Source organism: Pseudomonas sp. IT-P74, assembly GCF_949768175.1.
Classification (GTDB): Bacteria; Pseudomonadota; Gammaproteobacteria; order Pseudomonadales; family Pseudomonadaceae; genus Aquipseudomonas.
On record NZ_CATKQD010000013.1, the window covers coordinates 1 to 17,758 of the forward strand.

The following is a 17,758-nucleotide window of genomic DNA, read 5'->3' on the forward strand; positions in this document are numbered from 1 at the left end:
CGGTGGGGTCGACACAACACCTGTGGGAGCGAGCCTGCTCGCGATGGCGTCAGATCAGGCAACACTGACCTTGCGACCCAACACCGTCGTCCAACGCTCGGAAACAATCACCCCGCCCAAGGTCAACACCCCGCCCACCAGGTGGTACAGCGCCAGTTGCTCATGCAGTACCACCGCCGCAATCAAGGCGGTAATCAGCGGCAGCAAATTGAAAAACTGCGTGGTCCGGCTCGGCCCCAAACGCACCACGGCTTGCATCCACGCCAGCGGCGCGACCATCGAAGCCAGCAGGCAGGCGTACAGCACCAGCGGAATGTTCTGCAGGGTCGGGCCGACTTTTGGTGAGGCGATGAACAACGGAAACAGTACCACCACGGCCACCAGCACCTGCAGATACAGGAGCACCAGCGGCGGCAGTTTCAGTTGCCACTTTTTCAACAGGGTGCTGTAGACCGCGTAGGCCAGGGTGGCGATCAGCATCATCGCGTCGCCCAGGTTGACCCCGTGTTCGAGCAATGCGCCAAGGCTGCCGGACGACACCACTACCAGGACACCGGCGAACGACAGCACTGCTCCGGCCAGGGCGCCCATGGTCAGGCGCTGGCCGAGGCTGATGATCGCCATGGCGAGCGACATCAGCGGCATCAGCGACAGGATGATGCCCATGTTGGTGGCCGAAGTCAGGCTCGCGGCGAAGTACGCCAGGCTTTGATAGACCGCCATGCCGAGAACACCGAGGACAAAGATCTTGCCCAGTTTCGGGCGGATCAGCGGCCAATGGGCGAGCACCGGTTTGAGCATGAAAGGCGTGAACAGCAACCCGGCCAGCAGCCAGCGGTAGAAACCGATCTCGGCGGGGAAGATCGCCCCGGCCGACATTTTGGTGATCACGGTGTTGCCGGCCCAGATAAAAATGGCCAGCAGGGGGTAAGCGTATTGCATCGGGAAAAACCAGAACGTTAATGAAGGGCAATTATCCGCTTGTCTGGATGCAAGCCTATACTTCGATCCAGACAACCGGCCCTTGATGACGGACAGCATGAGCAGTAAACACATCGACCTGCTGGATTTCAGCGAACTGCCGTCGGCGGTGTACTTCCGCTACGCCGATTTCGACGCCCACGAATACGCCGCGCCCCATCGACATCCCTGGGGGACGCTGGAATACGCAGCCCATGGCGTGCTGCACATGGACGTCGAGGGCAGCCGTTTCATGTCGCCACCGCAATACGCGGTGTGGGTGCCGCCGCAGATCGAGCACAGTTTCTACAGCCACCAACCGGTCAACTACCGCGCCGTGTGCCTGGCACCCAAGGTCTGTGCCGACTTGCCGTCGCGGGCCTGCACCCTGGCCATCAGCGACATCCTCAAGGCGATCCTCAAGGACTTCGCCGCCCGGGACGTGAAGATCCCCGAGCAGGCCGCCGACCGGCGTCTGGCCCAGGTATTGGTGGACCAGTTGCAACAGGCTCCGGTGCACGAGTGCTACCTGCCCTATGCCAGCAGCCCCGGGTTGCTCGGAATCCTCGAAGCGTTGCAGGCCGAGCCTGGGGATAACCGGCCCCTGTCGGAGTGGGCTGCACGCATCCATGTCAGCGAGCGCACCCTGGCGCGGCAGTTCGTGCGGGAACTGGGCATGAGTTTCGGTGAGTGGCGCCAGCGCCTGCGTTTTCTGGCGGCGATCGAAGCGCTGGATAGCCCGCGCAGCATTCAGGAAATCGCCTTCGACATGGGCTACAGCACCGGCTCGGCGTTTATCGCGATGTTCCAGCGCCAGGCCGGATGTACGCCGGAGCAGTATCGCCGCAGCCATCTGGAGAACAGGAAGGTGTAACAGGGGTTGTCTACACTTCAGAACAAGGCCGCGCCCCTCGGTGTGGCGACCAGGAGAAAACTCCATGAAGATGATGCGTGTCCCTTTGTTGATGATCGGTTTGCTGCTCTGTTCCCAAGGCTTCGCCGCCACAGCCCAACAGGAAAAGATGACTACCTGCAACGCCGATGCCACGGCCAAAAGCCTCAAGGGCGACGAGCGCAAAGCCTTCATGAGCACCTGCCTGAAGGCCGCACCGGTGGCAAACGATGCCGGCAAGGTCCTGACCCCACAGCAGGAAAAAATGAAAACCTGCAACGCCGACGCTGCCACCAAAGCCTTGAAGGGTGATGAGCGCAAGGCGTTCATGAGTGATTGCCTGAAGAAAAAATAAACATTGAGCCGATTGATGTGGCAGCTGCGAGGGCCTCATCGCGAGCAGGCTCGCTCCCACAGTGGGACTGAGTGCACTGGACAAATGTGGGAGCGAGCCCGCTCGCGATGAGGTCGGTCGGGGCACTGCAAAAGAACCTGAACCCCGACCAAGGTCGCCCCACACAATCTCTAGTGCTGGCACCGGATCGCTGGCAGACTGCCAATCCTTTTTATGCCGTTTGTTTTTGAGGCTGTATGCCAACGTTTTCTCAGCGTCAAGTCTTGCTGGTCATCAGCTGGGTCATCATTTTCGGCGGGCTGCTGCTGGTCCTGCCGCTGCGGTTGCTGCCCAGCCTGCTCGCCGGGCTGCTGGTGTTCGAACTGGTCAACATGCTCACCCCGCAACTGCAACGGCTAATCGAAGGCCGGCGCGCGCGCTGGCTGGCGGTGGCGTTGCTGGGGACTCTGATTGTCAGCGTGCTGTCGCTGATCTTCGCCGGTGCCTTCAGCTTCCTGCTGCACGAGGCGGAAAACCCCGGCGCTTCCCTCGACAAGTTCATGGGGGTGGTCGACCGTGCACGCGGGCAACTGCCGCCGTTCATCGACGCCTATCTGCCGGCCAGCGCCGCGGAGTTCCGCGTGGCGATTGGCGAGTGGGTCAGCAAACACCTCAGCGATTTGCAACTGGTGGGCAAGGACGCGGCGCACATGTTCGTGACCTTGCTGATCGGCATGGTGCTGGGTGCGATCATTGCCTTGCAGCGCGTGCCGGACCTGACCAAGCGCAAACCGCTGGCGGCGGCGCTGTTCGAGCGTCTGCACCTGCTGGTCCAGGCGTTTCGCAACATCGTGTTCGCCCAGATCAAGATCTCTCTGCTCAACACCGTCTTCACCGGGATTTTCCTGGCGGTGATCCTGCCGATGTTCGGTATCAAGCTGCCACTGACCAAAACCCTGATCGTGCTGACGTTCCTGCTCGGCCTGCTGCCGGTGATCGGCAACCTGATGTCGAACACCCTGATCACCATCGTCGGTTTGTCGTTGTCGATCTGGGTCGCTGTGGCGGCGCTGGGTTACCTGATTGTTATCCACAAGCTCGAATACTTCCTCAACGCGCGCATCGTCGGCGGGCAGATCAGTGCCAAGTCGTGGGAGTTGCTGCTGGCGATGCTGGTGTTCGAGGCCGCGTTCGGCCTGCCGGGGGTGGTGGCGGGGCCGATTTACTATGCGTACCTGAAGAGTGAGTTGAAGCAGGTGGGGATGGTTTGATCCGCTGGATCTTTATTGCGTGAGCTGGCCCCTTCGCGAGCAGGCTCGCTCCCACATTAGTCCTGTGAACTCAGGTCCATTGTGGGAGCGAGCCTGCTCGCGAAGGGCTCACCACAGTTTTCGGATCAGTCCATAGAGCCGTAACGCTTGGCCGCCTCAATCGCCAGACCGCTGCCGATACTGCCAAAGATGTTCCCTTCCACATGCCGCGCATTCGGCAGCATCGCCGAAACACTGTTGCGCAGCGCCGGAATCCCGCTCGAACCACCGGTGAAGAACACCGTATCGACCTGGTCGACCCGCACATCGGCGTCTGCCAGCAGTTGGGTGACGCTGTTGCGCACCCGCTCCAGCAGGCTGTCGATGGCCGACTCGAACAGTGCGCGGCTCAAGTCCACGCTCAGGCCCGCTTCAATACGATCAAGCGGCACGTGGCGATTGTCGGCGTGGGTCAGCTGGATCTTGGTTTCTTCCACTTCCATGGCCAGCCAGTGCCCGGCGCGCTGTTCGATCAGCTTGAACAGGCGGTCGATACCGCCGGTGTCCTCGATGTCGTAGCGCATGCTGCCCAGGGCCAGTTGCGACTTCTGCGAGTACACCGAGTTGATGGTGTGCCAGGTCGCCAGGTTCATGTGGTGACTGGTCGGCATGTAGGCGCCGCTCTTCATGCGGCTGCCGTAGCCGAACAGCGGCATCAGGCCTTGCAGGCTGAGCTGTTTGTCGAAGTCGGTTCCGCCGATGTGCACACCGCCGGTGGCGAGGATGTCCTCGTGGCGGTTGTCCACGCCCCGACGCTCCGGCGACAGGCGCACCAGGGAGAAGTCGGAGGTACCACCGCCGATGTCGACGATCAGTACCAGCTCTTCTTTCTCGATGGTCGACTCGTAGTCGAACGCAGCGGCAATCGGCTCGTACTGGAACGAGACTTCCTTGAAGCCGATCTTGCGCGCCACGTCGACCAGGGTGTCTTCGGCTTCCTTGTCGGCCATCGGGTCATCGTCGACAAAAAACACCGGCCGACCCAGCACCACTTCTTCGAACTCCCGACCGGCGGACGCTTCGGCGCGGCTCTTGAGCTGGCCGATGAACAGCCCGAGCAGGTCCTTGAACGGCATCGCCGTGCCCAGGACGCTGGTGTCGTGCTTGATCAGCTTGGAACCCAGCAGGCTCTTGAGCGAGCGCATCAGGCGGCCTTCGTAGCCTTCCAGGTACTCGTGCAGCGCCAGCCGGCCGTACACCGGGCGACGTTCTTCGATATTGAAGAAGACCACCGACGGCAGGGTGATCTTGTCGTCCTCCAGCGCGATCAGCGTTTCCACGCCGGGGCGCAGCCAGCCGACAGTGGAGTTGGACGTGCCAAAGTCGATACCCAAGGCACGGGCTGGAGATGCGTTGTTCATGTCTTTCAGGTTCCGGTTAAAAAACGGCCGCGCAGTGTATGTCAGAGCGCGCCAGATTCGAAGGCCGGTTATCTGCTAATTCTTCGTGGACAATGCCTTGAAAGATGGGGTATCCCCCCCAAACTACCCTGCATCAACCGGACAGCCGCGGGATTGCTCGCAAGAAGCCCCGCCTGCTGCCGATAAACTTCTGCCGCGCCGCCCGGTCACAAACTTGAGATCGGTCAAACCAATGGCTGCAAACAAGCGCATGCTGTGGCCTGTGGCGCGATTCTGATAACGGATGGTGATTCCCTCGATGGACTTCAAAGACTATTACAAGATTCTCGGTGTGGAGCCGACCGCGGACGACAAGGCGATCAAGGCTGCCTATCGCAAGCTGGCGCGCAAATACCACCCCGACGTCAGCAAGGAAAAGGATGCCGAGGCGAAGTTCAAGGATGCTTCTGAAGCCTATGAGGCACTGAAAAGCGCCGACAAGCGCGCCGAATACGATGACTTGCGCCGCTATGGCCAGCACGGCCAACCCTTTCAGGGACCACCGGGCTGGCAAAGCCGTGGTGGCGGTTTCGGTGGTGGCGGTCAGGACACGGGCGATTTTTCGGACTTCTTCAGTTCGATCTTCGGCAACCGTGGGCCTGGTTTCAGTGGTGGTGGACAATCGCGTCGCAGTACCGGACGTCGAGGGCAGGACGTGGAAATGGAGCTTGGGGTTTTTCTCGAGGAAACACTGTCGACCGAGTCGAAGAAGGTCACCTTCCAGGTGCCGCAGTACAACGCGGCCGGCCAGCATGTGAGCAACACCAGCAAAAGCCTGAACGTAAAGATCCCGGCCGGCGTAAGCGACGGCGAGCGCATTCGCCTCAAGGGGCAGGGCGCTCCGGGCGTGGGTGGCGGGGCCAATGGCGACCTGTACCTGACGATCCGTTTTGCACCGCACCCGAAATTCGATGTCGAAGGCGAGAACCTGATCATCACTTTGCCACTGGCACCGTGGGAACTGGCGCTGGGGGCTGAAGTCGCCGTGCCGACCCTGACCGGCAAGATCAACCTCAAGGTCCCGGCCGGCAGCCAGAACGGCCAGCGCATGCGCGCCAAGGGCCATGGCCTGATGAACAAGGCCGGTGAGCGCGGGTACCTGTTCGTGCAACTGAAAGCCGTGATGCCGAAGAAAACCGACGATGACATCAAGGCCCTGTGGCAGGAGCTGGCGAAAAAAGCCGCGTTCGACCCGCGAGAGCATTTTTGATCCCTTAGAACCAAGGAGTCACTGACTATGAGCAGTCCCCTGAACGTTCAACTGGACATGGCGGAATTCTGTGAGGCGACCGAGTTGTCGGCCGTCTACGTGATCGAAATCGTCGAGCACGGCATCCTCGAACCTCAGGGCGCTCAGCCCAAGGACTGGGTTTTCAACGACTACGAGCTGACCCTGGCCAAGCGCGCCGCCAAGCTGCGGCGCGACCTGGATCTGGAATGGGAAGGCGTCGCCCTGGCGCTGGACCTGCTCGAAGAAGTTCAGCAACTGCGGGCGGAGAACCGGATGTTGAAGCAGCGGTTGGGGCGGTTGGTGGTCGAATAGATGTTCTGGTGGTTTTGTATTGCCCGATAGGGCCTCTTCGCGAGCAGGCTCGCTCCCACATTGGTTTGTGTCGTGATCAAAATCCCCTGTGGGAGCGAGCCCGCTCGCGAAAGAACGATAACGCGGTATTGCGGCATCACACCTTCCTTGGCAACACCACGGTAAACGTCGTGCCATCTATCTCACGGGAACTGACTTCAATCGTCCCCTGATGGGCATCAACCACCTCCTTGACGATAAACAACCCCAACCCGAGGCTGGTAGTAGGCTCGCCGAGTTCTTCGCTGGCACTGCGCACCAGCGGATCGAAAATCGTCGGGATCGCATCGCAGGGGATCGGGGCTCCGTCGTTGTGCACCGTCAGCCGGACGCTGTCAGCCTCGCCTCTGAGGCGCAGCGTCACGTCACGTTTGCTTGAGCCATGCTGCAAGGCATTGCCGATCAGGTTTTGCAGCATCTGATCGAGCCGGCGCGGGTCCCAGTTGCCGCGGGTGTCACCCTGGACATCCAGGGTCGGATTGCATTCCGGTTGACTGGCGCAGGCCCGGGCAATCGCTTCACGCGCCGCTTCGGCCAGGTCCATGGGCGCCGGCTCGATCGGCAGGCGCTTGCCCAGGCGGCTGCGCACCAGTTCCAGCAAGTCTCCGACCATCACCGCCAGGTGCCCGGTACTGCGCAAGATATTGACCGCGCACTTGAGCGCATCACCTTCGAGCGCGGCTTTGCGCAGCAGTAGTTCGGTGGACATGCTCACCGCCTGCAGGGGCGCGCGCAGGTCATGGCCGAGGATCGCCAGAAAAATGTCCCGGGATCGATTGACCTGCTCGGCATAAGTGGCCGTGGACTCGGCCAGGGCCTCGTCGATGGCTTCGTTGAAACGGATCATGTCCTGGAAGTAGGCCAGATCAGGCGATTGCAGGCTGTTGACCCACAGGCGGATGACACAGGCGCGCAAGTGACGGAATTCGCTGGTCATCTGCACCAGATCAAAACCCACGGTATGGCGCAGCTCGCCGTGGCTGGCGCCTGCCTCGTCGAGGCTGGGAGTTTTCTCCGGTCCTTCGCCGCGCGCCTTGGCTGCCTGCTCGGCAGGTGTCTGGGGTTTGCACATGTCCCGGGCCGCAGCCTGCAGGATCGACCGGGCATGGTCGCGCAAGGCGACGCGGTCCATGGTTTCGGCGGCCGGGGTGATGGTTTTGGCGAACAGCTCCCATTCATCGACGATGCGATCAACGTGTAACACGATGAATTCGGAAAGACGCATGGCGATTACCTGTTCATGAATCGGGGACAGCGAGTCGAATAGTAGTCCCTTTGCCGGAAAAAGCACGACCGCTCATGCAGTGGCACGGGCGGACGTGCCAATGGCGGTAGATATGTGTTTTTGGCTCCCTGAATTTCGATACCCCGGAGCCTTTTCAGAGGCCATCCAAGCAGCTATTTGGACTTTTGTTTCAGGTGCAGGTGAATAAGCTGGTGGTTCTTTTCCTGTCATCAAGGTGATTCAAAAGTGTCTGATTTGCATGGAAGCAACTCACAGAAAATACCGGACGGAGTGTCCATCGATAGTCACGGGATACATTACCGTCGTGCAAAAGACGTGATCCCCGGCGCCATCAAAAATGCGCCGGTGGAGAGATTGAAGTCCCTGCTGGCGCTCAAGCCGCAAATGCCCGAGTGGTATAGCGGCGCGCGGGAGATCGACCGTCAATACCTCAAGCAGTTGATGGATGAGCGCTGGCGTTTGCAAGGCGTGCTGGATCAGACCCAGGGCGAGTTGAAGCATGACATCAATGCCTTCGCCGAACCGCTGCTCAAAACGGCTTTGCAGTCGAAGTTCACCACGGTCGAGAACTTCAACGAGCTCACCGTACACCTTGAAGTGCCGAGCAAGTTCATTTTCGGCATCGACACCGGGGCCAGTCGTGTTCGCCAATCCACGTTGCTGGAAGCGGCGCTGCACAACTTTGAAGAGGACGAAACCGGCGAGGGCGAAGTGCGTAATAGCTCCGGCATTTACCGCAAGGACAGCAAGGGCAACCTCAGCCTGGAGCCGGCCATCACCCTCCCGGCATTTGCAGCGTTGTGTCGAAGCCTGGACATCGGTAGCCAATACCAACGGCACATCAAGTCCGTCCTGTTGCCCGATACCCCCCAGGCACAGCGAACTTTGCAACAGGACTCGGTGGCCAGTGAAAAGGCCGCCTTCGATGTAGCGGCACTGATTGCCCTGTTGAAGGGCGACATCACCAGTCATGCCTACGGCCAGTTGAGAAAGATGCGTGACAGCCATGCCGACGTCTCGTTGTACGAGCAACCGTTGCATTGCCATCGTTTGTCGCTGATGGGCTTTCGGTTGACGGGCATCGTGCTGTTCAGCGCGGTCATCGAGCCCTCGCAGATAAAAAGCGAAATCGATGGTTTGACGCCCGCCCTGTTACGGTTCTGGATTGACTGGTCTCGCCGTATCCCTGTTCTGCCGGGGAAGGAATATGACCAGTTCAAATTGTTGCAGGCGTTCTTTGCCAATGGCTCGCAGGGCCTGAGCGAAGAGCTGCTGCGTCGGGACGACATTTTTCAGCAAAGCCGTTTGTCCGGACCATTGATCGCCTATGTGCCGGATGATCCTGATCATCCCCTGAAGGAATATCCTTCGGTGACTGCGTTCATGAAGGCGCTGTTGGGCCAGCTGAGAAATACCGACTACCAGTCCTTTTTCAGCCGTTTCGTCGCGCAGTTTGACAAAGGGGCGTTTTTCACCCGGGTCAACGAACGTCTCACGACCGTCACCTGGCATGAGCGCGAACCGCTCGACATGGGGCCGTGGTGGCGTGAAACGGCAGTCGAAAATCCCGATGCAGAACCCCTCACCAATCAGATTGCGGGGGATCTTTGGGATGCACTGTTTTTGGCACGCCGCGACAAGGCCATCGCCGATGCCCGACTGATTGCCGTCCCGACCGATGACGAGGATGCCAACGCACGCTTCAAGCGCCTGACCAGTTACCTGTCGATCGGTTGGAACGTTTTCAATTTTGCCGCGATGCTGGTACCCGGGTTGGGCGAAGCCATGCTCGGCATCATGGTCGCGCAAATGCTCGCCGAGGTGGTCGAAGGCATCGAGGACTGGAGCAAGGGTGACAAAGAAGAAGCCTCTGCCTACTTCAACGGGGTCTTGATCAACTTCGCGCAACTCGCGCTCATGGGTGCCGGACACGTGCTACCGGGCGCGGGTGTCACGCCGATCAAGGTTTCACCGTTTGTCGAAGGCCTCAAGCCGGTGGAGGTTGGCGGCAAGGAGCGTTTGTGGAGCCCTGACCTCGGTCCCTATGAACAACCTGTCGCATTGCCCGATGGGGCGATGGCCGGTGACACAGGGCTGTACCGTCATCAGGATCAGGACCTGCTGCGGCTCGATGACAAATGCTACGCAGTCAAGCAAGACCCGGGCACTGGCCAGCATCGGCTGCAACACCCGACTCGCACCGATGCGTATCAGCCGCTTTTGGAGCACAACGGCGCCGGCAGCTGGAAGACTGAACTCGATCAGCCGCTCGAATGGGACAAGGGGCAAATACTCAGGCGCCTGGGCGCTTCTGTGGATGGACTCTCCGATGAAACCCTGGAGCAGATTCTGACCGCCAGTGGCGTGCACGAAAATGTGCTGCGCCGGCTTCACGTCGAACAGGAGACTCCTCCCGCACTGTTGGCCGATACCCTCGAACGCTTCAAGGCTCATGCCGATGCACAAGCCTGCGCAGAGCAGATTCTGGCCAAACGGATCGGCGAGGAATGGGCCGATTACGCTGTGCGATCCATGACCGAAATGGGTGGCTGGCCCGGCGACAAGGCCATTGAAGTCTTTCAGGGGCCGGGGCTGACAGGCGCGGCGATCAAGGACGGCTATGCCGAGGCGTCACCAGCCAATACGCTGCGGATGACCTGGTCTGACCTGCTGGCGGGGGAACTGCCAGAGCGCGTGGTGGGTTTCCTTGACGAGCAAGCGCTTCGTGAGATGCTTGGCGAATGGTTTGCAGGTGATGCGCAGAAGCGTACCGAAGCACTGCGCGATCAATGGGCGGGGCAGGTGAGTCAGCGTAAAAGCCAGCTGTTCGACCTGTTGTACAAGCGACGGACCCGTTCGGACGATTCGTTGGTAAACCTGCTCAAGGGCGACTTTGCAGATATCTCGATAAGCCAGGCGCAAGAACTGCTGGGTGAAGCGCATCCCTCTGACGTGCAACACCTGAACGAAAAAAAACGCGTGCCGCTGCGCCTGGCTGAACAAGCCCGGAAGGCCGCCGAGCGATTGCGGGTAACGCGGGCCTATGAAGGCCTGTACCTCGACACCTTGCACAACGCCGATACTGCGCGCCTGGAGCTGCATTCACTGGCAGCCCTGCCGGGCTGGCCGGCGGACCTGCGACTGGAGATTCGTGAATATTCATTCGAAGGAACGCTGACCGACAGTCTCGGCCCCGTCGACGCGCCGATCCGCAAAGTGCTGATCCTGGATGAGGATGGCAAATACGAAGCGAGGGACGACAGCGATCAACATCTGCACGGCAAGGACAATCTTTATGTCGCGGTGCTGCACGCCTTGCCCGACACGCAACGAACCGCCCTGGGATTTGGCATCGACGAAGCGACGCGACTTGAGCAGGCAATTAAGGCCCGTCCATTGGATCGTTATGTATTTGAGCCGATCCTGCGGGACAACCCGAATTTCAAACCGGCCTACGACCCGAAGGTCATGCGCCTGCGTGGCGGTATGCCCGGATACGCACGGCAAGTGCCGCAGGGGCGGGGCTATCGACATCGCCTGCGTGCGCTGCATCCGAGCTTTACGGATGAAGAGATTGAAGCGCGACTGACGGCGTTCAGCCAGAACGGCGGATCGGTGGAGGCTAACCTGACCGCGCGGGAGAACGCGTTCAATCAATTCAACCGGACCATGCAACGCTGGATGAACTCACCGACGGCCTCCTTTCGGTTCTCTCCGGCGGGCGTTGCGGAATGGGTTTCGCGGGACAAGTTTTACACGGCGCTCAGGCAGTGCTTGCAGCGAACCGGACCGGAAGGGGTGCAGGTTGCGGGAATATTGCGGCCTCAAGCCTTGGTGCTCGACAACATTTCTCACTTGAGCCGGCATCTGGAGACGCTGCCCAGGCTGGATGTCGAATTCAGTCACGTCACCAGCCTGACCATGCGCAGTTGCAGGCTCGGTGCCGAGCACATGCCCTTTCTCGATTCCTTCCGCCAGGTGCGTTATCTCAACTTGCAGGACAATCTGCTGACGGCCGTTCCAGCAAGGCTCGGTGACATGAGTCATCTGACGGACCTGTCCCTCAGCGACAACAATATTGTGCTGGATGCGGTGGCAGTGGATCTCCTGAAGAAGCTGACCCGCCTCAGGTCCCTGGGGTTGCGCAAAAACCCGTTGGGCCTGGTTCCGGACATCAGCCGAATGCCACACTTGCAGTTCCTCTTGCTCGACGGCACCGGTCTGGATACCTGGCCTGTCGGGCTGTTTTCCCAGTCGCGACATCGCGCTTTCTATCTTGATTTGCGCTTCAACCCGATCAGCAGGATACCCGAGGTGGCACCCGGATCGTTTCGCGCCGAGTTGCTGGCACGCACGGTGATCAGCCGTGAGCCGCACTGGATCTCATCGGAAAATCTCGACATCCTGAAGTCTTACATCGAGTCGGTCGGCATGGACCCGGAACGTCTCTATCCACCGCGAGGTATGCTCGACAGTGCCGAGTGGGACGCGGGTATTTCCCAGCAGCAGTTGCCGGAAAAACTGAAAATCTGGGACGAGCTCGAGGATGAATTCGACTCGGAGCCATTCTTCAATGAAATCCGCAAGCTGACCGAATCCGCCGACTTCAAGGCTGGCGGCACCTATCAGTCAGAACTGACGGCCAAGGTCTGGCGCATGCTCGAAGCCATGGCCCGCGACAGTGAACTGCGAATTAAACTGTTCGATGAGGCAGCAACCCCCACCGAATGCGTGGATGGCGGTACGCAACTGTTCAATGCCATGGGCGTGCAGGTGTTGGTCAACGAAGCCTACGCCCTGGAGCGTGCGGACCTGATCGAAACGCAGTTGTTGGAGCTGGCCCTGGGCAAGTCCCGGCTCGATGGGCTCGGTGCCATTGCCCGTCAGCGGGTGTCTGAGCGGTTGGCGAGGGGAGAGCGGTTCCGCCGAAACGACGCGGGTGGCGAAGTGACCGGCACTATCGATGAAGTGGAAGTGCACCTGGCCTACATGACCGACCTGGCCGAGCGCCTGGATTTGCCATGGCAGGCGCGGGGTATGCAGTTCCGCAGCCTGGCCGAGGTCAGCCAAGAGATGATCGAGGCAGCATTCCAGCGGATCAAGGCGCTGGAGGAGGGTGATCTGCTGATCGACCGGATCTTCGAGCAACCGCTCTGGAAAACCTGGCTGGAGTCGACTTACCGCGAGGAATTGAATGGCTTGAAACGCCAGATTGACGCCACCATCGACTTGCAGGATGCGTTGCAGCGCAGGGCCGAAGGTACGCGGCTCACCACCGAGGAAAAGACTGCGGTGGAGGCGGAAATCAAGGGGCTGTGCAGCGAGTTGGGCAAAAGTGAAAGTGACTTTGCCGATGGCCGGCTGATGACTGATGAGGAATATGTTCAAGCCCTGGAAGACATCGATCTGCAGATTACGCAGTTGCTGAAAAAACTGACACGGGACGCGATGAATCGGGCCAAGCTAGATCGGCTACGGATTGAATCCGGCCAGTAACCATGCAAAAAACAGAGGCCTCTACACGCTGTGTATGAGGCCTTTGTCTGTCATGCGGTTACCGATTCAGAACAGGAAATAACGCTGGGCCATCGGCAAGGTTTGCGCTGGTTCACACCATAGCAGCACACCGTCGGCCTTGACCTGATAGGTCTGCGAATCAACGTCGATATTCGGCAGGTAGTCGTTGTGGATCAGGTCGGTTTTCTGCACGTCACGGCAGCCTTTGACCACGGCGATTTTCTTCTTCAAACCCAGGGCTTCGGGCAAGCCTGCATCTTGTGCGGCCTGGCTGATGAAGGTCATGCTGGTGGCGTGCAACGAGCCGCCGAAGCTGGCGAACATCGGTCGGTAGTGCACCGGTTGTGGTGTCGGAATCGAGGCGTTGGCGTCACCCATAAGGCTGGCCGCAATGGCACCACCCTTGAGAATCAGCGTCGGCTTCACGCCAAAAAATGCCGGGCGCCAGAGCACCAGATCCGCCCATTTGCCTACTTCCACCGAGCCCACTTCATGGCTGATGCCGTGGGTGATCGCCGGGTTGATGGTGTATTTGGCGATGTAGCGCTTGGCGCGGAAGTTGTCGTTGCCCTCACCATCGCCGGGCAGCGGCCCGCGCTGTTTTTTCATCTTGTCGGCGGTCTGCCAGGTGCGGGTGATGACTTCGCCGACCCGGCCCATGGCCTGACTGTCGGAGCTGATCATCGAGAACGCGCCGAGATCATGGAGGATGTCTTCGGCGGCAATCGTCTCGCGGCGGATGCGACTTTCGGCGAACGCTACGTCTTCGGCAATGCTCGGGTCGAGGTGATGGCAGACCATCAGCATGTCGAGGTGTTCGTCGATGGTGTTGCGGGTGAACGGTCGGGTCGGATTGGTCGAGCTCGGCAGCACATTGGCAAAGCCGCAGGCCTTGATGATGTCCGGCGCATGACCGCCACCGGCACCTTCGGTGTGGTAGGTGTGGATGGTGCGGCCCTTGAAGGCGGCGAGAGTGGTTTCGACGAAACCGGATTCGTTGAGGGTGTCGGTGTGGATGGCCACCTGCACATCGAACCGGTCGGCCACGCTCAGGCAGTTGTCGATGCTCGCCGGTGTGGTGCCCCAGTCCTCATGCAACTTGAGGCCGATGGCACCGGCCTTGACCTGTTCGATCAAAGGCTCCGGCAGGCTGGCGTTACCCTTGCCGGTCAGGCCGATGTTCATCGGGAACGCGTCGGCGGCCTGGAGCATGCGCGCCAGGTGCCACGGACCGGAGGTGCATGTGGTCGCATTGGTGCCGGTTGCCGGTCCGGTGCCGCCGCCGATCATGGTGGTGACGCCGCTCATCAGCGCCTCTTCGATCTGCTGTGGGCAGATGAAGTGGATGTGGGTGTCGATGCCGCCGGCGGTGAGGATCATGCCTTCGCCGGCGATGACTTCGGTGCTGGCGCCAATGGCGATGTTGACGTTGGGCTGGATGTCCGGGTTACCGGCCTTGCCGATCGCGGCGATGCGCCCGTCCTTGAGACCGACGTCCGCCTTGACGATGCCCCAGTGGTCGATGATCAGCGCGTTGGTGATCAGGGTGTCGACCACCTCGGCGGCCAGTAATTGGCTCTGACCCTGGCCGTCACGGATGACTTTGCCGCCACCGAATTTCACTTCTTCGCCGTAGGTGGTGAAGTCCTGTTCCACTTCAATCCACAACTCGGTATCGGCCAGGCGCACCTTGTCACCGACAGTGGGGCCGAACATGTCGGCGTAGGCTTGACGGGAAATCTTCATTCGTTCGCCTTGAAATTCAATTGAATTTGAAATCGTTCGCTGCGCTCACAATCGCGAGCAGGCTCGCTCCCACAGTTGACCGCATTCCAATGTGGGAACGAGCCTGCTCGCGATGGGGTCGGTGCTGACAACGCATTAATCAGAGGTCACCCATGATCCGCCCGGCAAAGCCGAACACCCGACGATGCCCCGCCAAATCCACCAACTCCACCTCGCGGCTCTGCCCCGGCTCGAAGCGCACCGCCGTGCCAGCGGGGATGTTCAGACGCATGCCGCGGCTGGCGGCGCGGTCGAACGTCAGCGCGTCGTTGGTTTCGAAAAAGTGGTAGTGCGAGCCGACCTGGATCGGCCGGTCGCCGCTGTTGGCCACCTTCAGGCTGAGGGTGCGCCGACCGACGTTGAGTTCGATCTCGCCGGGCTGGATCTGGTATTCACCGGGAATCATCAATGGGCTCCTTGGAGAATCTTGTAGTACAGGGCGGTCGGCTTGTAGCGGCCGCTCGGATCGCAGGCGTAGTCGGGAATTTCACCGGCGCGGGTATAGCCCAGTGATTGGTAGAAGTCCTCGGCGGGCGAGCCGGCTTCGGTGTCGAGGTAAAGCATGCCGCGCTTGTGCTGCAGGGCGGCCGCCTCCAGGGCACTCATCAGTTGTTGGCCCAGACCACGACGCCGCGCATGTTCGCGCACCAGCAGCTTCTGCACTTCGGCACGGTTCAGGCCGTTGGCTTTCTGGCACAGACTCAGTTGCACGCTGGCCTGCACCTGCTCGTCCTTGACCACCACCCATAGCAACACATTGCCCTTGTTCAGGCTGTCCTGGACCTCATCGAAATAAGCGTGAGCCTGGGTCGCATCGAGGTCAGCCATGAAGCCGACACTGGCGCCATAGCCGACGGCATCGAGCAGCAGGTCGATCAGGCCCTGGCGGTAATGCGCAAAGCTTTCGACGTTGACGCGTCGCAGTTGGGCGGGGTTCATGGGCGATCACTCCTTGTTGACGGCGGGTGGTTGCGCGCCAGGATTGAGGGTCAGTTGCATGAAGGTCAGGTCCAGCCAGCGGCCGAACTTGGTGCCGACCTGAGGCATTTGTCCGGTGGTGATAAAGCCGATGCGCTCATGCAAGCGAATGGAAGCGGCGTTACCGCTTTCGATGGCGGCGACCATCACGTGCTTGCCGCAGCCTTTGGCGCGTTCGATCAGCGCTTCCATCAGTTGTGGACCGAGGCCGTTGCCGCGCTGGTCGCTGCGCACATAGACCGAGTGCTCGACGGTGTGTCGGAAACCGTCGAAGGGTCTCCAGTCGCCGAACGAGGCGTACCCGAGCACCGTGTTGTCGGCATCGACAATCACCAGAATCGGATAAGCCTGGGATTGCCGGGCGTTGAACCAGGCCTGGCGGTTGTCGAGGTCGACCGCTTGCTCGTTCCAGATCGCCGTGGTGTTGAGTACCGCGTCGTTGTAGATGTCGCGGATGGCTGGCAGATCGGCAGGCACGGCATCGCGGATGTGGTAAGTCATGGCACGGCCTCAGGCGATGGGTTGGTGGACGGTGACCAGTTTGGTGCCGTCGGGGAACGTGGCCTCGACCTGAATTTCCGGGATCATTTCCGGGATGCCTTGCATCACTTGTTCGCGGGTCAGCAGGGTGGTGCCCAGGTGCATCAGATCGGCCACGGTCCGGCCGTCGCGAGCGCCTTCAAGCAGGGCTGCGGAAATGTAGGCCATGGCCTCCGGGTAATTGAGTTTCACACCGCGAGCCAAACGCCGCTCGGCCACCAGGCCGGCGGTGAAGATCAGCAGCTTGTCTTTTTCGCGTGGGGTCAGGTCCATTGTTGCAATCCGTATTCGGCAGTTAAAGGTGTTGGATCTGTGAATACAAATCCCACAGAAAAGCAATTCAGGTGTTCCATATTCTTGGAGGTATTGCATCGCGGCCAAGCAACGCAGGCCTAAGCAATCGCCACAAATCAATCAACCACCCCCGCGCCAACAACGCTTCACTGGCCAGGCACCGTGCAACCAGCAACCCCGGCAGTTGGGTCAGATCCCCGCGCACTTCGTTGGGCAGCGAACGGCAACGCTCCAGCAGTTCGCTGTCGATCTCACCCGTCACCAGCAACGTAGCAAACACCGGTTGCCCATCGAGCCCGATGGGCGACTCCAGCAAACCGTCCGCCCCGACAATGCGCTGGCGTTCATGCCAGAGCAACTGGCCGTCGCGGCGGATATCCAGTTGCGCCTGGAAGTGCCCGAGATCGAAGCGCTCGCCGCTGGCGGGTCGACCCAATGCAACCACGTCCCAATAGAACAAGCGGGCATCGCCTTCAAGGTCAATAGAGGTACTGAGTTCCGCCTGGGCCGCGCTGAAAATGATCGTCTCCTGGGGCAGCCACTCCAGTGTCGCACCGGCCGCCACACGCAAGTCCAGCCGCTGATAGGCGGGGCCGGCGGCGCGATACCACTTGGCCGCGCCGGGGCTGGTGATTTGTGCCCAGGCATCGCGCTCGACACTGGCCGAGATGTCCAGCCGATCACCGCCGGCAATGCCGCCGGGTGGGTGGACGATGATGTGCTGGCAGACTTCTGGCCCTTCGGCATACAGGTGTTTTTGCACCCGCAACGGACCTTTGTGTCGGCGCTGGACCGGGCGAGTGGTGTTGTCGAATCGAGCGTAGCCCAGCTCCAGTTCGGCGTGCCAACTGGGGGTAAACAAGGCACCAGATGCGGGAAGAGTCATAGTCAGTGCTTATCCGGAAGTTGTCAGGATGTTG

15 protein-coding genes are annotated in these 17,758 nt (G+C 60.4%); 6 read left to right on the forward strand and 9 right to left on the reverse strand.

Annotation, left to right across the window (positions count from 1 at the left end):
* Nucleotides 1-54: 54 nt before the first annotated feature.
* On the reverse strand, nt 55-942 hold the full coding sequence (locus tag ACM6J5_RS11955; RefSeq protein ID WP_150673190.1) for a DMT family transporter: 888 nt from the start codon (nt 940-942) through the stop codon (nt 55-57).
* A 97-nt stretch (nt 943-1,039) separates the two neighbouring features.
* On the opposite strand from ACM6J5_RS11955, the gene ACM6J5_RS11960 reads away from it, so the two are divergent.
* The 3 genes from ACM6J5_RS11960 (at nt 1,040) to ACM6J5_RS11970 (ending at nt 3,457) form a co-directional block, all read left to right on the forward strand.
* Complete coding sequence (locus tag ACM6J5_RS11960; RefSeq protein WP_095944765.1) at nt 1,040-1,834, forward strand: AraC family transcriptional regulator; 795 nt, start codon at nt 1,040-1,042, stop codon at nt 1,832-1,834.
* 64 nt (nt 1,835-1,898) lie between these two features.
* A complete protein-coding gene (locus tag ACM6J5_RS11965) occupies nt 1,899-2,207 on the forward strand; it encodes a PsiF family protein (RefSeq protein ID WP_150673189.1) in 309 nt (102 codons plus the stop codon).
* A gap of 236 nt (nt 2,208-2,443) precedes the next feature.
* Nucleotides 2,444-3,457 carry an AI-2E family transporter gene (locus tag ACM6J5_RS11970; RefSeq protein WP_056725372.1) on the forward strand — a complete coding sequence of 338 codons (1,014 nt, stop codon included), beginning with the start codon at nt 2,444-2,446 and terminating at the stop codon, nt 3,455-3,457.
* Nucleotides 3,458-3,582: 125 nt separating this feature from the next.
* Here ACM6J5_RS11970 and ACM6J5_RS11975 read toward each other — a convergent pair whose 3' ends face one another.
* Complete coding sequence (locus tag ACM6J5_RS11975; RefSeq protein ID WP_095944239.1) at nt 3,583-4,857, reverse strand: Hsp70 family protein; 1,275 nt, start codon at nt 4,855-4,857, stop codon at nt 3,583-3,585.
* Nucleotides 4,858-5,155: 298 nt separating this feature from the next.
* On the opposite strand from ACM6J5_RS11975, the gene ACM6J5_RS11980 reads away from it, so the two are divergent.
* On the forward strand, nt 5,156-6,106 hold the full coding sequence (locus tag ACM6J5_RS11980; protein ID WP_095944238.1) for a DnaJ C-terminal domain-containing protein: 951 nt from the start codon (nt 5,156-5,158) through the stop codon (nt 6,104-6,106).
* 27 nt (nt 6,107-6,133) lie between these two features.
* Nucleotides 6,134-6,439, forward strand: a complete 306-nt coding sequence (locus ACM6J5_RS11985) for a chaperone modulator CbpM (RefSeq protein ID WP_414928566.1) — start codon at nt 6,134-6,136, stop codon at nt 6,437-6,439.
* A 136-nt stretch (nt 6,440-6,575) separates the two neighbouring features.
* On the opposite strand, the gene ACM6J5_RS11990 is transcribed toward ACM6J5_RS11985, so the two are convergent.
* On the reverse strand, nt 6,576-7,703 hold the full coding sequence (locus ACM6J5_RS11990) for a sensor histidine kinase (protein WP_095944236.1): 1,128 nt from the start codon (nt 7,701-7,703) through the stop codon (nt 6,576-6,578).
* Nucleotides 7,704-7,949: 246 nt separating this feature from the next.
* Here ACM6J5_RS11990 and ACM6J5_RS11995 point away from each other — a divergent pair, with 246 nt between their 5' ends.
* The gene (locus ACM6J5_RS11995; protein WP_414928567.1) at nt 7,950-13,220 is read left to right on the forward strand and encodes a dermonecrotic toxin domain-containing protein; all 5,271 of its coding nucleotides are present in this window, start codon (nt 7,950-7,952) and stop codon (nt 13,218-13,220) included.
* 66 nt (nt 13,221-13,286) lie between these two features.
* Here the strand turns inward: ACM6J5_RS11995 and ureC are convergent, their stop codons facing one another.
* From ureC to ACM6J5_RS12025, 6 genes are all read right to left on the reverse strand, one after another.
* Nucleotides 13,287-14,987 (reverse strand): urease subunit alpha, encoded by a 1,701-nt coding sequence (ureC, locus tag ACM6J5_RS12000; RefSeq protein WP_095944234.1) that lies wholly within the window; start codon nt 14,985-14,987, stop codon nt 13,287-13,289.
* 139 nt (nt 14,988-15,126) lie between these two features.
* Entirely contained in the window at nt 15,127-15,432 is a 306-nt protein-coding gene (locus ACM6J5_RS12005) for an urease subunit beta (protein ID WP_102669228.1), read from the reverse strand.
* Nucleotides 15,432-15,965 carry a GNAT family N-acetyltransferase gene (locus tag ACM6J5_RS12010; protein ID WP_150673185.1) on the reverse strand — a complete coding sequence of 178 codons (534 nt, stop codon included), beginning with the start codon at nt 15,963-15,965 and terminating at the stop codon, nt 15,432-15,434. The genes ACM6J5_RS12005 and ACM6J5_RS12010 overlap by 1 nt, the downstream gene beginning before the upstream one ends.
* 6 nt (nt 15,966-15,971) lie before the next feature.
* A complete protein-coding gene (locus ACM6J5_RS12015) occupies nt 15,972-16,505 on the reverse strand; it encodes a GNAT family N-acetyltransferase (RefSeq protein ID WP_150673184.1) in 534 nt (177 codons plus the stop codon).
* Nucleotides 16,506-16,514: 9 nt separating this feature from the next.
* The gene (locus tag ACM6J5_RS12020) at nt 16,515-16,817 is read right to left on the reverse strand and encodes an urease subunit gamma (protein WP_095944230.1); all 303 of its coding nucleotides are present in this window, start codon (nt 16,815-16,817) and stop codon (nt 16,515-16,517) included.
* Nucleotides 16,818-16,884: 67 nt separating this feature from the next.
* Nucleotides 16,885-17,724, reverse strand: a complete 840-nt coding sequence (locus tag ACM6J5_RS12025; RefSeq protein ID WP_150673183.1) for an urease accessory protein UreD — start codon at nt 17,722-17,724, stop codon at nt 16,885-16,887.
* Between the last annotated feature and the right edge of the window lie 34 nt (nt 17,725-17,758).

What these genes read in the sequence shown, in the direction of transcription:
- ureC (WP_095944234.1), bottom strand. Translation starts at nt 14,987, where the DNA reads ATGAAGATTTCCCGTCAAGCCTACGCCGACATGTTCGGCCCCACTGTC.
- ACM6J5_RS11975 (WP_095944239.1), bottom strand. Translation starts at nt 4,857, where the DNA reads ATGAACAACGCATCTCCAGCCCGTGCCTTGGGTATCGACTTTGGCACG.
- ACM6J5_RS11980 (WP_095944238.1), top strand. Translation starts at nt 5,156, where the DNA reads ATGGACTTCAAAGACTATTACAAGATTCTCGGTGTGGAGCCGACCGCG.
- ACM6J5_RS11990 (WP_095944236.1), bottom strand. Translation starts at nt 7,703, where the DNA reads ATGCGTCTTTCCGAATTCATCGTGTTACACGTTGATCGCATCGTCGAT.
- ACM6J5_RS12005 (WP_102669228.1), bottom strand. Translation starts at nt 15,432, where the DNA reads ATGATTCCCGGTGAATACCAGATCCAGCCCGGCGAGATCGAACTCAAC.
- ACM6J5_RS12010 (WP_150673185.1), bottom strand. Translation starts at nt 15,965, where the DNA reads ATGAACCCCGCCCAACTGCGACGCGTCAACGTCGAAAGCTTTGCGCAT.
- ACM6J5_RS11965 (WP_150673189.1), top strand. Translation starts at nt 1,899, where the DNA reads ATGAAGATGATGCGTGTCCCTTTGTTGATGATCGGTTTGCTGCTCTGT.
- ACM6J5_RS11960 (WP_095944765.1), top strand. Translation starts at nt 1,040, where the DNA reads ATGAGCAGTAAACACATCGACCTGCTGGATTTCAGCGAACTGCCGTCG.
- ACM6J5_RS11985 (WP_414928566.1), top strand. Translation starts at nt 6,134, where the DNA reads ATGAGCAGTCCCCTGAACGTTCAACTGGACATGGCGGAATTCTGTGAG.
- ACM6J5_RS12015 (WP_150673184.1), bottom strand. Translation starts at nt 16,505, where the DNA reads ATGACTTACCACATCCGCGATGCCGTGCCTGCCGATCTGCCAGCCATC.
- ACM6J5_RS12020 (WP_095944230.1), bottom strand. Translation starts at nt 16,817, where the DNA reads ATGGACCTGACCCCACGCGAAAAAGACAAGCTGCTGATCTTCACCGCC.
- ACM6J5_RS11955 (WP_150673190.1), bottom strand. Translation starts at nt 942, where the DNA reads ATGCAATACGCTTACCCCCTGCTGGCCATTTTTATCTGGGCCGGCAAC.
- ACM6J5_RS12025 (WP_150673183.1), bottom strand. Translation starts at nt 17,724, where the DNA reads ATGACTCTTCCCGCATCTGGTGCCTTGTTTACCCCCAGTTGGCACGCC.
- ACM6J5_RS11970 (WP_056725372.1), top strand. Translation starts at nt 2,444, where the DNA reads ATGCCAACGTTTTCTCAGCGTCAAGTCTTGCTGGTCATCAGCTGGGTC.